Raw genomic sequence first — 14,799 nt, forward strand, 5'->3', positions numbered from 1 at the left:
TCAAGGCAACGATGGCAGAGAACATTGCAACCCACGCCGCCCCCGCCGTGATCGAACTGCGCGGCGTCGGCAAGATCTTCCGCACCGCCAGCCAGAGCGACCGCGCCGTGCTCGAGGGCGTGGACCTGACCCTGCGCGAGGGCGAGATCGTCGCCATGCTGGGCAAGTCCGGCTCGGGCAAGTCCACGCTGCTGCGCATCATGGCCGGTCTGGTCGGCGCCGACCGCGGCGAAGTGCGTTTTCGCGGCCAGCGTCTGGCCGGCACCGCCGAGGGCATCGCCATGGTGTTCCAGTCGTTCGCGCTGTTCCCGTGGCTGACGGTGCAGCAGAACGTGGAGCTGGGGCTGGAGGCGCAGGGCGTGCCCAGGGCCGAGCGCGAGCGCCGCGCCGAGGCGGCGATCGACATGATCGGCCTGGCCGGCTTCAACAGCGCGCTGCCGCGCGAATTGTCCGGCGGCATGCGCCAGCGCGTCGGCATTGCGCGCGCGCTGGTGACCGAACCCGACCTGCTGCTGATGGACGAGGCGTTCTCGGCGCTGGACGTGCTGACCGGCGAGACCCTGCGTGACGAGATGCTGGCGCTGTGGGAAAGCGGGCGCGCCAATATCAGGAGCATCCTGATCGTTTCGCACAATATCGAAGAAGCGGCGATGATGGCCGACCGCATCGTGATCCTGTCGAGCGACCCCGGCCGCATCCGCGCCGAAGTGCCGGTGGCGCTGCCGCGCCCGCGCAACCGCGACAGCGCGCAGGTGCGCGCGCTGGTCGACCAGATCTACGCGCTGATGACCGCGCCCGCGGCCGAGGCGCGCCTGCCGGCGCCCGCGCGCGAGATCGGCTACCGGCTGCCGGACGCCGACATCAGCCAGATGGAGGCCATCCTCGACCTGCTGTGCGAGGCGCCCTTCCACTGCCGCGCCGACCTGCCCCACCTGGCCGACGAGGCCGGCCTGACCGACGACGAGCTGTTGCCCGCTTGCGAAGCGCTGCAACTGGTGCAGCTGGTCTCGATCGACGCCGGCGACATCACCGCCACCGACGCGGGCCGCGCCTACTACGCCGCCGGGCCGCAGCAGCGCAAGGCGATCTTCGGCCGGCAACTGCTCGCCAACGTCGCGCTGGCCGCGCATGTGCGCCGCGAACTGGTGGCGAGCGAAGCCGGCGAGATCGGCGAGCAACAGGTGCTGGATGAGCTGGAGCAGTTCCTCAAGCCGGCGGAAGCCGAACGCGTGCTGAGCGTGGCGATCGGCTGGGGGCGGTATGGGGAGATCTTCGAGTACAGCTACAACAGCGGGAGGCTGACGTTGCCGGAGGATGAGGGGGTGGCTGGGCACGGGGCTTGACGATGCCGCCACACTCCCCTCTCCGCAAGCGGGAGAGGGGAGCACGCAATCGGTTTCGGGATCGTCCCGTTAGGACCGCGCCCGCATCGCCCGCCCGATCGCCCCCGTCCGCAGCGCAATCTTGGCCGCATCCTCGCGCAGCGCGCGCAGCCGGCGCTCCAGCACCGCGTTGGCGGGGCGGCCGGTGGAGCTCGAGGTGGCCCCGGCCTGCTCGCTCGACTCGCCCGCCGCGGCGGCCTGCACCAGCGTGTCGGTGCGGCGCTTGTCGGCCGAATCGGCCAGGCGGGCGCGGCGTTCCGCGGCGGCGTCTTCCGCGGCTTCGGCCGCTTCGGGCGTGACGGTTTCTACGGCCTGCTCCGGAACCTCCTGGACCGCTGCTTCCGGCGCCACCTCGACTGCCGCCACGGCCTCCTTGCGCTCCGCCGGCGCCTTGCGGATAAACCCGGCGCCACGGCCGCCGCCGCGCTCGTCGGCATGCAGCCGCTCGCTGGCCAGCTGCAGGCTGTGGCTGGCGGCTTCCGTCGCTTGTTCGATCGCGGCTTCAGCGGCCGGGATATCGAGTTCGTCGTAGTGCTGGCGCACCTGGATGCGCGCCGCCGCCACGTGCGCGGCCACCAGGTAGTTCTGCACGATAAAGCGGTTCAGGTTGTCGACCGCGCGGTGCCGGCTTTTGGGCTCGTCCAGCATGCGCTGGAACGACGAGATCAGCGCCGACAGGTTGTCCATGAACTGCTTGCGCTGCACGCGGTAGGCAAAGTCATCCTTGGCCCGGCGCAGCAGCAGGTCGCGCGTGGCGGCGATATAGCGGCGGTTGGCCTGCAGCACGTTTTCCACCAGCTTGGGGATGGCGCGGTACTCCCAGCTCGGCAGCACGAAGCTGAACAGCGACGCGATGATGCCGCCGATCACCGTGTCCACCAGCCGCTCGCCCGCCACCGTGGGGCTGCCCGGCATCAGCAGGTGGATCTGGATCAGCACCTGGATGCAGGCGGCGATCGCGGTGTAGCGGTACTTGATGGTGACGAACGCGGCGCTGGCCACCAGCGACAGGAACAGCACGCCCAGCAGGATCAGCGGCTGGTGCACCACCTTCAGGATCGCGACCGAGACCACGCAGCCGATCAGCGTGCCGATCACGCGGTCGTTGTAGCGCTGCTTGGTCATGCTGAAATTGGGCTTCAGGATCACGATGATGGTCAGCAGGATCCAGTAGCTGTGCGACACGTAAGGCAGGCGCTCGGCGATCCACAGCCCCAGCGCCACCGCCATCGAGACCCGCAGTGCAAAGCGGAACGCCGGCGAGCGCCACTTCAGGTTGTCGCGCAGCACGCTCAGCTCATACTTCTGGCGCGTCAGGAACGGTGTCATGTCAGAGCCGGGCAGCACCTTGGCCGGTTCCACCGGGGTGCGCGAGGCCTCGTGCAGCTGGCCGATCAGCGTGATCGCGCCGCGCATCATGTCGAGCGTCTCGACCAGCGCCGTCATCGCCGCCGGGTTGATATGGTGATGGCGCAGCTGCGCGATCTCGGCCTCGACCGCGCGCAGGCCCTGGCGGTATTCCACCGTGGCGTACGAGCCCCGCCCGCGCGTGACCTCGTAGGCGATCTCTTCCACGTCCTTGCACATCTGCATCACCAGCCCGCGCAGGTGGTCCAGCACCGGCGTGCCGGCGAAGGTCTGGCGCAGCATCGGATAGTCGGTGTTGGTCGACAGGATGTACTCGTACAGGTCGAGCATGCGCAGGTGCACCTGCACCAGCAGCCCGTCGTGCGGGGTGCGGTTGCCGCGCAGCACCAGGTCGCGCGCGGCCTGCTGGCGCTCGGCCACCACGATCTGCTGGCGCACCAGCTGGTTGAACTGGGCTTCGAAGTCGTTGCCGGCGTCGTAGAAGCCGGCCTTGATTTCCAGGTAGCCGGCCAGCTCGTACAGCGATTCGGCCAGCACCTGCTGCCGGGTGCGGCGCTCGGTGAGCCAGCTCACCAGCATCGCGTAACCCAGGTAGGCGACCGCGCCGATGCTGAACAGCGCGGCGTGTTCCAGCGCGCGCCGCACCAGGAAGTCTTCGTTGATCGTGAGCGTCATCACGAACAGTGCGGCGAACTGCAGCGGCAGCGTCTTGTTGCCGTACACCGTCATCATGCCCGCCAGGAACGTCACCAGCACCAGCAGGAACGGCATCACGCGCGGGAACGGCGTGGCCAGCGCCACCACCAGCGTGACCACGCTGCACAGCAGCACGCTGGCCAGCATCTCGTTGAACTTGTGGTTCAGCGGGCTGGGCAGGTCCATCAGGCTGGTGCACAGCGCGCCCATCGACACCACCATGGCGGTGGGCAGGTCGCTGAAGTGCAGCGCGATCAGCGTCGCGCCGATCACGCCCGTGGCCGAGCGCAGTCCCCGGTAGACGTAATGCGAATACAGGAAGGTGCGGGGATCGTGCGCGTATTGCATGCAGCGGGGGCGATGGACTGCGGTGGCGGGTGTGGCTGCGGAAGACTAGTTCACTGGCCCAGCCAGCGCGAGCGCGCCGCGTGCCGCCCGCCCTCCGGCTTGAGCTTGTACTGCGCCGCCGGCTCGCGCGCCAGCGTCACCGGCAGCGCCTGCAGCTCGTCACGGCGGAAGGCGTGCAGCTCGACGCGGTCGCCGGGGCGGTAGCGCGCCAGCAGCTTGTCGAGCTGGCCGGGCGCCACGCGCAGGCCGTCGACCGCCACCAGCAGGTCGCCCGCGGACAGGCCCGCGGCCTGCGCGGCACCGCCATCCAGCACCTGGGTCACGCGCACCCAGCCGTCCTCGGTCTTGACCTTGATGCCCAGCGCCGCGGTGCGCGCCGGCTTCTGCGCCTCGGCCTTGATCCCGAACGCCTTGAACAGCGCCGGCAGCGGCAGCTCGCCGGTGCCTTCGGTGAGCGCGCGCAGCAGCGGCCCCAGGCGCAGGCCGGTGACTTCATCGAACAGCGCGTAAACCTCGGCCCCGGTCACGCCGCGCTGCACCGCATCCGGCGCATAGAAGCCGCGGCCGTAGCCGCGCCACAGCGCGCGCATGACGTCGTCGAGCGAGCGCCGCCCGCGGGTCTTGTCGCGGATGGTCAGGTCCAGCGCCAGCGCCACCAGCGCGCCCTTGGTGTAGTAGCTGACGATGGCGTTGGGCGCGTTCTCGTCCTGGCGGTAGTACTTGGTCCAGGCGTCGAACGAGCTTTCGGCCACGCTCTGCTTGGTGCGGCCGTTGCCGCGCAGCACGCCGTTCCAGGTCTTGGCCAGCATCTCGACGTATTGCGCCTCGGTGACGCAGCCCGAGCGCACCAGCACCAGATCGTCGTAGTAGCTGGTGAAGCCCTCGAACAGCCACAGCAGCGGCGTGTAGGTTTCCTGCGCGAGCCGGTACGGCACGAACGCGGCCGGCTTGATGCGCTTGACGTTCCAGGTGTGGAAATACTCGTGGCTGCACAGCCCGAGGAAGGTGCGGTAACCCTCGCTGGTCTCGCTGTCGCCGCGCACCGGCAGGTCATTGCGCGAGCAGATCAGCGCGGTGCTGGCGCGATGCTCCAGGCCGCCGTAGCCGTCGCCGGTGACCATGGTCATGAACACATAGCGCCGGTTGCTGTCCAGGAACGGCGCCTGCGCGGTGCGCGGCTCGAACAGCCGGATCTGGGTCTCGCAGATGCGCTTCAGGTCGCGGCACACGCGTTCCAGGTCCAGCTGCGGCACGCGGCCGGTGAAGACCACGTCGTGCTGCGCGCCGCAGGCGCGGAAGCTGGCCAGCTGGAACGTGCCCATCTCGACCGGGTGGTCGACCAGCTCGTCGTAGCCGGCCACCTGGTAGCGGCCGAAGCCGTAGCGCTTCGCTCCGTCGCGGCCCGGCGCCTCGCGCATCGCGGTGGCCACGCGCCAGTCGCGGTAGGCCTCGCCCGCGGGCGCGTGGATATCGACGGTGCAGGGCCGCTCGGCCTGCCCGTCCACGCACAGGAACACCGAGCTGCCGTTGAAGAAGCCATGGGTGGTGTCCAGGTGCGCGGCGCGCACGGAAAGATCCCAGGCGTAGACCTCGTAGCTGAGCGTCAGCGGGCCGTCGGCCAGGCTGACCGGCGCGGCCTGCCAGCTCTGCTTGTCGAGCTTGGTCAGCCTGACCTCGCGCCCGCCCGCGTCGGCGCGGATGCGCACGATATTGCGGGCGAAGTCCCGGATCATGTAGCTGCCGGGAATCCACGCCGGCAGCGAGAAGCACTGCCCGGACGGGTCGGGCTCGGCTACGGTGACGGTAACGGCAAACAGGTGCGCTTCAGGCTGAAGCGGGGCGATGGCGTAGCGGATCGGCGTCATGGGCAGGATTGTAACGTCGGCGCCTGCATGCAGCGCCGGCGCGGTGAGGCGCAGCCAGGCATGCTGGCGCTGCGCTCAGGCGCGATTCACATCCACCACCACGCGCCCGCGCATGCCGCCTTCCATGATCTTGCGTCCGGCCTCGATGGCATCGCCCAGGCCGATCTCGCGCGTCAGCGCATTCAGGCGATCGAGCTCCAGGTCGCTGGCCAGCCGCTGCCAGGCCTGCTCGCGCAGCGGCATCGCCGCCATCACGCTGTCGATGCCGTGCAGCGTGATGCCGCGCAGGATAAAGGGCGCGACCGAGCCGGGGAAGTCCAGCCCCTGCGCCAGCCCGCACGCCGTCACCACGCCGCCGTAGCGCACCTGCGCGCAGGCGTTGACCAGCGTGTGCGAGCCCACCGAATCGATTACCGCCGCCCAGCGCTCCTTCTGCAGCGGCTTGCCGGGCACGCCCAGCTCGGCGCGGTCGATCACGTCCGCGGCGCCGAGCGCCTTCAGGAAATCCGCCTCGCGCGTCTTGCCGGTCGACGCCACCACCTGGTAGCCCAGCTTGCTCAGCAGCGCGATCGCCACCGAGCCCACCCCGCCCGACGCGCCGGTCACCAGCACCTCGCCGTCGCCCGGACGCACCGGGCCGTTGACGCCGCCGCGCTCCAGCGCCAGCACCGACAGCATCGCGGTATAGCCCGCGGTGCCGATCGCCATGGCCTGGCGCGTGGTGAAGGCGGCGGGCAGCGGTACCAGCCAGTCGCCCTTCAGGCGCGCGCGCTGTGCCAGGCAGCCCCAGTGCGTCTCGCCCACGCCGAAGCCGTTCAGCACCACCTTGTCGCCGGCTTTCCAGCGCGGATGCGCGGATTCCAGCACCGTGCCGGCACCGTCGATGCCCGCCACCATCGGCCACTTGCGCACCACCGGCGAGCGGCCCGTGATCGCCAGCCCGTCCTTGAAATTGATGGTGGAGTAGTCGATGGCGACCAGCACGTCGCCGTCGGCTGGCAACTGCGCATCGTCGAGGGTGGCGATACTGGCCTGGGTGGCGCCGTCGGCCTGGGTCAGCAGCAATGCCTGGAAGGTCATGGTGTCTCCTTGTCGCCTGGCGGCGATCGCATGCAATGGTGGGAAAGGCAAAAAGCACAACGGCCGGACAGGTCCGGCCGTCGATCGAGCCGGGACAGGTCCGGCGCGCTTATTTCTTGAGGCTGGCGAGCTTGCGCTCCAGCGTGGCAACGTCCGCCGCGCCGGGGATGCGGGTGCCGTCGGTGAAGAACACCGCCGGCGTGCCGGTCACGTTCATGCTGCGGCCCAGCGACAGGTTTTCTTCCAGCGGGGTCTTGCAGCTGCCGTTGCCGGTCAGCGCCACCTGCTTGAGCATCCAGTCACGCCAGGCCTTGGTGCGGTCGGCCGCGCACCAGACCTGCCTGGACTTGGTTTCCGAATCCGGCGACAGCACCGGGTACAGGAAGGTGTACACGGTGATGTTGTCCATCTGCTGGAAGGTCTGCTCGATGCGCTTGCAGTAGCCGCAGTTGGGGTCCGAGAACACCGCCACCTGGCGGCTGCCATCGCCCTTGGTCCACTTGATCGCGCGCGCCAGCGGCAGGTCCGACCACTTGATGCGGTTGATTTCGGCCAGCCGCTCCTCGGTCAGGTTGGTGCCGGTGCGGGTGTCGATCATCTCGCCGTTCAGGATGTAGCGGCCGGTGGCATCGGTGTACACCACCTGCCCGCCGATATTGGCTTCGAACAGGCCCGGCACCGGGGTCTTGCCGACGCTCTTCACTTCGGCGCGGCCGCCCAGCATTTTCTGCAGCGACTCCTTGATGCGGTCGGTGCCGGGATCGCCCGCCGCCATGGCATGGAGCGCAAAGCCGGCAGCGGCCAGGCCGCCGGCAAGGGCGGCGAGCGTGGCGCGGAGGGCGGTGCGGCGGCGCAGGGATGGGAACATGTGGACTCCAGGAATTCGGTAAGGGGGCGGGACGATGCGTGCGGACCTAGCCGAGCGCGCGCCCGATCAGCAAGCGCTTGAGCACGGACTGGCCGCCCACCGCGCGCATGCCGGTATTGCGCACCACGCGGGCCACGCTGCCCGGCAGCGAGAACAGCCGGTGCAGCCCGTCGGTGGCGGCGGTCAGCGACAGCAAGTCCGTGGCGCGCGCGCGCTCGTAGCGGCGCAGCAGGCGCAGGTCGCCCTCGCTGCGGAAAGGTTCTTTGTCGGCCATCACGCGGCCAAGTTCCGCGACGTCGCGCAGGCCCAGGTTCATGCCCTGGCCGGCCAGCGGATGCACCACGTGGGCGGCGTCGCCCACCAGCGCCACGTGCGGCTGCACGAACTGGTCGGCACGCTGCAGCACCAGCGGGAAGCCCTGTGCGGGGGTCACGCAGCGCAGCGCGCCGAAGCGCGCGCCGACCGCGCCGCTGGCGCCCTGCATCACGGTGGCGGCGAGCGCCTCCGGCGACAGCGCCAGCAGTTCGCGCGCGTGGGCTTCGTCGGCGGACCAGACCATCGACACATGGTTGTCCGGCAGTGGAAGCATGGCCAGCACTTCGCCGTTGGCGGGCTCCTCGTCGGCCATCAGCTTTTCCGGCGCGCCCAGGAACCACTGCCACGCGGTTTCATGGTGCGGCAGCTCGCAGGCAAAGTTGGCCACCACGCCAAGCTGGCGGTACTTGCGCGTGCTGACGCCGATATGGCATTGCTGGCGCAGCCACGAACGCGCGCCATCGGCGCCGATCGCCAGCGCGGTGCGCACCTTGCCGCCGTGGTCCAGCGTCAGCGTGATGCCGTCGGGGTCGCGCTCGCACACGCTGGCGGTGCCGTCGTGCCACGTCACCTGGTGCTGGAAGCCCAGCGCGGTGTCGAGCGCGCGCTCGACCAGGCGCGATTCGATGATCCACGCCAGCTGCGGCACCGCCGCGGCATACGCGGAGAAATGCAGGTCGCCGTCGAAGCTGGGCGAGGTCTCGGCGGCGCTGACGTCGCCGAACACGCGCATGTCGCGCACCGGCTGGATCCGCGCCGGGTCCAGCGCTTCCCACACGCGCATGCGTTCGAGCAGCGCCTGCGAGCTGGCGGAGAAGGCGTAGATGCGGCTGTCCCAGTCATCCGGCGCGGCGCTGGCCGCGGCGCGCGCCGGACGGGGCGCGATCAGCGCGACGTCCATGCCCTGCTGCGCCAGCAGCAGCGCGCAAGACTTGCCGACGATGCCGCCGCCGACGACGGCAACCTGGAAAGCGGAGGATTTGCGCGCGGCGGGTCGCGCGGACGCGTGGGATCGGGTCATGGCTGGATTATAGCCACGTCACTCCGGGGCCTGTCCCGGCGCGGCTGCCAGCGCGATGGTGGCCCGCAAGGCGCATCGGGAAAGCCATGGCCAGCGCAGAGACCCGCGTTCTCATCGGCCGCTCCATATAGCTGCGCGTCATAAGGCTTAGAACTAAACAATAGGGTCGGCGCCTCCGCCTTCAGGGACGGCGGGGCGTATATTGAAGCGAATGTTACTGGCCGGGGAACTCACCACCTGAAGGGAGGTGGACCAAATGCATAAATCATCAATATTGATTGCCGTCGCCGCCGCTGGAGTCATGGGCACGGCATTCGGGGGTACCGCTCCTCGCGACGTCTATACGGATGGCGCGAAGGTTTCGAAGTTCGATGTCTACACCGACGGCGCCAAGGTTTCGAAGTTTGACGTCTACACCGACGGCGCGCGCAGCACCGGAACCCGCGACACGTTCACGGACGGCGCGAAGACCACGGACATGCGAGACCAATTCACCGACGGCGCCTGATCGCAACCGTAACGATCCGGCACCACACCACGATCCACGGCCAAGCCTGACACCTTGGCCGTTTTGTTTGCCGGCGCTGCACTGCTGCCCTGACACCGTTCGGGGCCCTCAAAAGGTTACAATCGCGGTTTTCCGTGGCAAAGGCGCGCAACCTCGCCTGGCCAGCGCGATGTGATGTCTTTATCTCGTCCCGACGCAGTTTCCTCGCGGGCCCCGGTGGCATCACGCAAACCATTGATTCCGAAGACAACACCATGAGCCTCCAATGCGGCATCGTCGGCCTGCCCAACGTCGGCAAGTCCACGCTGTTCAATGCCCTGACCAAGGCCGGCATCGCCGCCGAAAACTATCCGTTCTGCACCATCGAGCCCAATGTGGGTGTGGTGGAAGTGCCGGATCCGAGGCTCGCGAAGCTGGCCGAGATCGTCAAGCCGGAGCGCATCCTGCCGGCCACGGTCGAGTTCGTCGACATCGCCGGGCTGGTGGCGGGCGCCTCCAAGGGTGAAGGCCTGGGCAACCAGTTCCTGGCCAATATCCGCGAATGCGATGCCATCACCCACGTGGTGCGCTGCTTCGAGGACGACAACGTGATCCATGTCGCCGGCCGCGTCGACCCGCTGTCGGACATCGAAGTCATCAACACCGAACTGGCGCTGGCCGACCTGGCCACCGTCGAGAAGGCGCTGGCACGCTACGTCAAGCCGGCCCGCGCCGGCGACAAGGAAGCCCAGCGCCTGGTCGCCGTGCTGGAAAAGGCCCAGTCCGTGCTGGACCAGGCCAAGGCCGTGCGCACGCTGGACCTGGCGCCGGAAGAGTGGGAAGCGATCCGCCCGTTCTGCCTGATCACCGCCAAGCCCACCATGTACGTCGCCAACGTGCGTGAAGATGGCTTCGACAACAACCCGCACCTGGACGCGGTGCGCGAATACGCCAAGCAGACCGACTCCCCCGTGGTCGCCGTCTGCGCCGCCATCGAGGCCGAGATCGCCGACCTGGACGACGCCGACAAGGCCGAGTTCCTGGCCGACCTGGGCATGGAAGAGCCGGGCCTGGACCGCGTGATCCGCGCCGGCTTCAAGCTGCTGGGCCTGCAGACGTACTTCACCGCGGGGGTCAAGGAAGTGCGCGCCTGGACCATCCACGTGGGCGACACCGCGCCCAAGGCCGCCGGCGTGATCCACACCGATTTCGAACGCGGCTTTATCCGCGCGCAGACCATCGCCTATGACGACTTCATCGCCTTCAAGGGCGAGACCGGCGCCAAGGAAGCCGGCAAGATGCGCGCCGAAGGCAAGGAATATGTGGTGAAGGACGGGGATGTGATGAACTTCCTGTTCAACGTCTGATGCCACCCGACGCATGAAAAAGCCCGCAGCGATGCGGGCTTTTTTACTGGCGCGGCGCGCATCGCGCCGGCCTCACAGCTTCTCCATCCCCTTCCCCCGCAACCCCACCAGCAGCGCCTGCCCGTCCGCTCCCACGCGGAATTCCCCATACTCGGCCTTCTCGAAGCGCTTGCCCTGCCCTTCCTGGAAGAAATACGCATCGGTCGACACCTGCACCTGCATGCCGCCCCAGCGCGCGCGGGCGGTCTGGTAGCGCAGCAGCTGCTCGCCCGGCGCCAGCGGCTCTGCGCCATGCACGCGCACGAAGCTGGCAATGCCGTGTTCATCGCGGCGGATCACGGCGACGCCGTCGCGCGGCAGCCGCCGGTCTTGCGCCCGTGCGGCGCGGATCTGGTTGCCGAGGTCGAAGTTCAGCGCCATGTAGTCGCCCTGCATCAGCGAGCGCGGGTCGACCGGCGCGAGCTTGAGGAAGACGGTATCGCCGCGCGCCAGCAGGCGCTCCTTGCCGGCGATGCCGACGGCAGCCAGCGCCAGCGTCAGCGCCCACGCGATCAGGATCCAGCGTTTCATGCGGCCTCCATCTGGGTGTGGCGCAGCAGCCAGTGGCGCCCGGCCAGCAGCAGCACGCCGGCGGCGGCAAGGGTGGCGGACTTGGCCAGCAGGGTCCAGTGCAGCGCCGAGTAGTACCAGATAAAACCGATGGCGATGCTGGTGACGCCCAGCCCCAGCCACGGCATCGAGGCGCGCCGCAGCGCCAGCCCCAGCGCGAGCACCCCGGCCACCACCGCCGGCGCGGCTGCCATCAGCGCACCGAACGCCACCACCCCGCCCAGCACGGCGCCTTGCATTGCCGGGCCGAGCGCCAGCCGGCGGCATTCGGCCAGCGCGAAGCCGGCCAGCATCAGCGTGACCATTCCACCCGCGGCCCAGTGCGCCAGCGGGATGCGCGCGGCGTCCGGGCCCTCGAGCCAGGCCAGCGGATGGCTCATGCCGGTGACGACCAGCGCCGCCGCCAGCGTGAACAGCAGCGTCGCATCGGCCAGCGGTTCGAGCAGCGCATGGCGGCCGTCCGCGCACAGGCGCGCTTCCGCCAGCGTGAAGCCGGCCACCAGGGCGGCGCCCAGCGGCACCAGCCAGCCCAGCGACCACGTCAGCAACAGCCAGTCCTCCGGCTTGCTGCCGGCCATGGCGAGATGCACCGCGCCGGCCAGCCCGATCCACGCGCCCAGCCCGCACAGCAGCCGGTGCAGCCGGTTGGGCACCAGCCACGCCAGCGCGGCCTCGAACAGCGCCAGCGCGGCCCAGAAGCCGGCGCTCTCGGCCACGCGCGTGAAGCCCAGCGCCTCGGCCAGGCCGAACACGGCCATGCCCTGCCCGCTCAGGCTGACCGCCAGCGCGAACTGCCCCGCGGCAATGCCGCCGCCGCGCCAGTACAGCAGCGCGGCCAGCGCGATCATGGCGAGCCCGGTGACGGCCATCGCCACGCCGTTCTCGCGCGCGGCAACGAAGACCGTGCCGACCAGGAAGAACTGGAAGAACAAGGCGCCCAGCCAGCCCGCCGCGCCCATCAGGCAGCGCACCGCCCACGGCGTGTGGGGATGCGCGGGCGGCTCGCCCTGGACTTCGCCGCGCGCGGCGAGTTGCTGCCAGAGCCGTTGCTCGGTCTGCAGTACGTTGCTCATGCCTGCTCCATCTGGCTGCGCCAGGCCCGCATCAGCCACGCCGCCGCGCCGGCCGCCAGGCCGATGGTCAGCAGGCCGAGCAGCAGGAAGGCGCCGAAATCATCCTTGCCCTCGAACAGCACCTTGGCGATCGCGGCCACGGCCAGCACGATGCCGGTCAGGCAGGCCAGGCTCAGCACCACGATGTCGAAGGCATGCCAGCGGAACCACCAGACCAGCGCGGCCAGCGCCAGCAGCGCCAGCGCGAAGGCGGCGCCGTCGAAGTCGCTGCGCAGCAGGCTGGCCAGCCCGAGCGAACCGGCATGCACGCAGGCCAGCGCCGCCAGCATGCGGCCGCCGGTCACGCCGCGGAAGCCGAGCGCCGGCGCCCTGGCGCACAGCAACTGCCACAGCACCAGCTGCAGCGCCACCGCGCCCAGCAACGCCAGCGTCGCCGTGCGCACGTGGCGCGAATCGAACAGCAGCGAAAACACGCCATCGACCCCGAAGCGGATGCTGAAATACCGCAGCAGCGCCACGTTGCCGACCACGATCACCAGCCACCAGTGCGGCGCCGCGCGCGCCGCCAGCGCCCACGGCAGCGCCAGCAGCGCCCACAGCGCGAACAGCTGCCAGGGGTCGGCGCCGGTCTGGTAGGTCTGGCCGATCACCGCCAGCAGCACCCCCGCCACCACCTGCGCGCCGCCCAGCGCGGCCTGGCCGGCGGCATCGCCCGCCGGGCGCAGCCAGGCAAAGCCGGCCAGCAGCGTGATCGCGCCAGCGAGCAGGCCGAACTTGGAAAACTTGTGCAGGTCCTGCCAGTTGAAGGCAAAGAACACGATCACGCCGGCGCACAGCAGCGCGGTGCCCAGCGCCATCAGCGCGGTGTCGAGCCAGCGGCGCCAGTCCGCGGCGACCGGTTCGGTGCGCGCCCACGGCGCGGCCACCGCCGCCGGCGCCAGGCGGCCCAGCGCGCGCCAGTGCGCCAGTGCCTGGCGGATGGCGCGCCGCTCGCCGCCGGCTGCGCGGTCCGGGCCTATTGTTCCGATGCGGGTTGCTGGCATGCTCGCCCTTGCGTGCTGGAATGACGGCGACTTTAGCAAAGTGATACGTGGGCCGCACCTGTTGCGTGGGAGGGGGTGTACGGTCGCGCGCGAAACGGCGCGAAGCTAGGCCGGGCTCGCGCGCGCCGGTATGCTGTGGCCTTTGCCCCCGGCCCGCCCATGACCCTCGGAATCCTTGCCGCCATCCACGATGAAGTCGACGGCCTCGTCGCCGCCATGCGCCATGACGACAGCCGTGCCACGGTCCGCACCATCGGCATGCGCGACTACTACGCCGGCCACCTGTACGGGCAGCCGTGCGTGCTGGTGCTGGCGCGCATGGGCAAGGTCGCGGCGTCGGCCACCACGGTCACGCTGATCCGCGAGCTGGGCGCCACCCAGATCGTCTTTACCGGCCTGGCCGGCGGCATCGGCGCCGACACGCAGGTGGGCGACATTGTCATTGCCGACCGCACCCTGCAGCATGACCTCGACGCGCGCCCGTTCTTCGGCCGCCATGAAGTGCCGCTGCTGGAGCGCGCCGAATTCCCGGCCGACCCGGCGCTGACGGCCGAGCTTCATGCCGCCGCGGCGGACTTCCTGCACCACGACCTGGCGGTCGACGTGCCGCGCGCGGTGCGCGAGCAGTTTGGCGTCGCGGCGCCGGCGCTGCACCAGGGCATGATCGCCAGCGGCGACCAGTTCATCGGCTCGCCCGCCGCGGTGGCGGAGCTGCGCGAGCGCCTGCCCGGCCTGCTGGCGGTGGAAATGGAAGGGGCCGCGGTGGCGCAGGTCTGCCACGAGTATGGGGTGCCTTACGCGGTGATGCGGACCATCTCGGACCGCGCCGACGACACCGCGCATGTGGATTTTCCGGCATTCCTGACCGAGGTGGCCAGCCACTATTCCAGCGGGGTACTGCGCCGCCTGCTGGCGGCGCGGGCCTGACGCCGGGCAGCGCGGCCGTCTGACCAGGATCAAGCCGCGTGCAGATTCCTGACCGGAAAGTCGGTTCAGTATTTACCGCCCGCGCGGCCGCACCGTGCCCCACAACCCCACCAGCAGCGCCGCCCCGGCGATCACCGCCAGCCAGCTGCCGAGCTGGCCGTCGACAAACCAATGCAGCGCGCGGCCGGTGTAGAAGGCCGCCGCGGCACCCGCCGCGCCCAGCACCAGCGCGGCCGGCAGGGTCACCACGCGCCCTGCCGGATGCAGCCGGCGCGCCGCCAGTCCGACCAGCAAACCCACGATCAAGGTGCCCAGCATCCGCTTCTCCTGTGTTGTCCGCATCACAGCCG

The 14,799-nt window shown here is 69.8% G+C and carries 13 protein-coding genes; 4 read left to right on the forward strand and 9 right to left on the reverse strand.

What is annotated here, in order from left to right; translation table 11 throughout:
- The first annotated feature begins 11 nt into the window (after positions 1–11).
- Positions 12–1,343 (forward strand): ABC transporter ATP-binding protein, encoded by a 1,332-nt coding sequence (locus CBM2594_RS14960; RefSeq protein ID WP_116357512.1) that lies wholly within the window; start codon positions 12–14, stop codon positions 1,341–1,343.
- 69 nt (positions 1,344–1,412) lie between these two features.
- Here the strand turns inward: CBM2594_RS14960 and CBM2594_RS14965 are convergent, their stop codons facing one another.
- From CBM2594_RS14965 to CBM2594_RS14985, 5 genes are all read right to left on the reverse strand, one after another.
- Complete coding sequence (locus tag CBM2594_RS14965; RefSeq protein WP_116357513.1) at positions 1,413–3,794, reverse strand: FUSC family protein; 2,382 nt, start codon at positions 3,792–3,794, stop codon at positions 1,413–1,415.
- Between the two features lie 50 nt (positions 3,795–3,844).
- Positions 3,845–5,659, reverse strand: coding sequence for a M61 family metallopeptidase (locus CBM2594_RS14970; protein WP_116357514.1), 1,815 nt, complete (start codon positions 5,657–5,659; stop codon positions 3,845–3,847).
- Between the two features lie 75 nt (positions 5,660–5,734).
- Positions 5,735–6,739, reverse strand: coding sequence for an acrylyl-CoA reductase (NADPH) (gene acuI / locus CBM2594_RS14975; protein ID WP_116357515.1), 1,005 nt, complete (start codon positions 6,737–6,739; stop codon positions 5,735–5,737).
- A 109-nt stretch (positions 6,740–6,848) separates the two neighbouring features.
- Positions 6,849–7,607, reverse strand: coding sequence for a DsbC family protein (locus CBM2594_RS14980; RefSeq protein ID WP_116357516.1), 759 nt, complete (start codon positions 7,605–7,607; stop codon positions 6,849–6,851).
- A gap of 46 nt (positions 7,608–7,653) precedes the next feature.
- On the reverse strand, positions 7,654–8,943 hold the full coding sequence (locus tag CBM2594_RS14985; protein WP_116357517.1) for a UbiH/UbiF family hydroxylase: 1,290 nt from the start codon (positions 8,941–8,943) through the stop codon (positions 7,654–7,656).
- Between the two features lie 256 nt (positions 8,944–9,199).
- On the opposite strand from CBM2594_RS14985, the gene CBM2594_RS14990 reads away from it, so the two are divergent.
- Complete coding sequence (locus tag CBM2594_RS14990; protein ID WP_116357801.1) at positions 9,200–9,451, forward strand: hypothetical protein; 252 nt, start codon at positions 9,200–9,202, stop codon at positions 9,449–9,451.
- A gap of 254 nt (positions 9,452–9,705) precedes the next feature.
- Positions 9,706–10,797 carry a redox-regulated ATPase YchF gene (ychF, locus tag CBM2594_RS14995; RefSeq protein ID WP_116357518.1) on the forward strand — a complete coding sequence of 364 codons (1,092 nt, stop codon included), beginning with the start codon at positions 9,706–9,708 and terminating at the stop codon, positions 10,795–10,797.
- 72 nt (positions 10,798–10,869) lie between these two features.
- Here ychF and CBM2594_RS15000 read toward each other — a convergent pair whose 3' ends face one another.
- The 3 genes from CBM2594_RS15000 to CBM2594_RS15010 are packed head-to-tail and all read right to left on the reverse strand — an operon-like array spanning position 10,870 to position 13,522.
- Entirely contained in the window at positions 10,870–11,367 is a 498-nt protein-coding gene (locus tag CBM2594_RS15000) for a GDYXXLXY domain-containing protein (protein ID WP_116357519.1), read from the reverse strand.
- Positions 11,364–12,479: a DUF4401 domain-containing protein gene (locus CBM2594_RS15005; protein ID WP_116357520.1), complete on the reverse strand. Its 1,116-nt coding sequence runs from the start codon at positions 12,477–12,479 to the stop codon at positions 11,364–11,366. The genes CBM2594_RS15000 and CBM2594_RS15005 overlap by 4 nt, the downstream gene beginning before the upstream one ends.
- A complete protein-coding gene (locus CBM2594_RS15010; RefSeq protein WP_116357521.1) occupies positions 12,476–13,522 on the reverse strand; it encodes a DUF2157 domain-containing protein in 1,047 nt (348 codons plus the stop codon). Before CBM2594_RS15010 ends, CBM2594_RS15005 begins: the two co-directional genes overlap by 4 nt.
- A 159-nt stretch (positions 13,523–13,681) precedes the next feature.
- On the opposite strand from CBM2594_RS15010, the gene CBM2594_RS15015 reads away from it, so the two are divergent.
- Complete coding sequence (locus CBM2594_RS15015) at positions 13,682–14,449, forward strand: 5'-methylthioadenosine/adenosylhomocysteine nucleosidase (protein ID WP_116357522.1); 768 nt, start codon at positions 13,682–13,684, stop codon at positions 14,447–14,449.
- A gap of 72 nt (positions 14,450–14,521) precedes the next feature.
- Here the strand turns inward: CBM2594_RS15015 and CBM2594_RS15020 are convergent, their stop codons facing one another.
- Positions 14,522–14,767 (reverse strand): hypothetical protein, encoded by a 246-nt coding sequence (locus tag CBM2594_RS15020; RefSeq protein WP_116357523.1) that lies wholly within the window; start codon positions 14,765–14,767, stop codon positions 14,522–14,524.
- Between the last annotated feature and the right edge of the window lie 32 nt (positions 14,768–14,799).

The sequence above is a fragment of the Cupriavidus taiwanensis genome, assembly GCF_900249755.1.
GTDB classification, from domain to species: Bacteria; Pseudomonadota; Gammaproteobacteria; order Burkholderiales; family Burkholderiaceae; genus Cupriavidus; species Cupriavidus taiwanensis_D.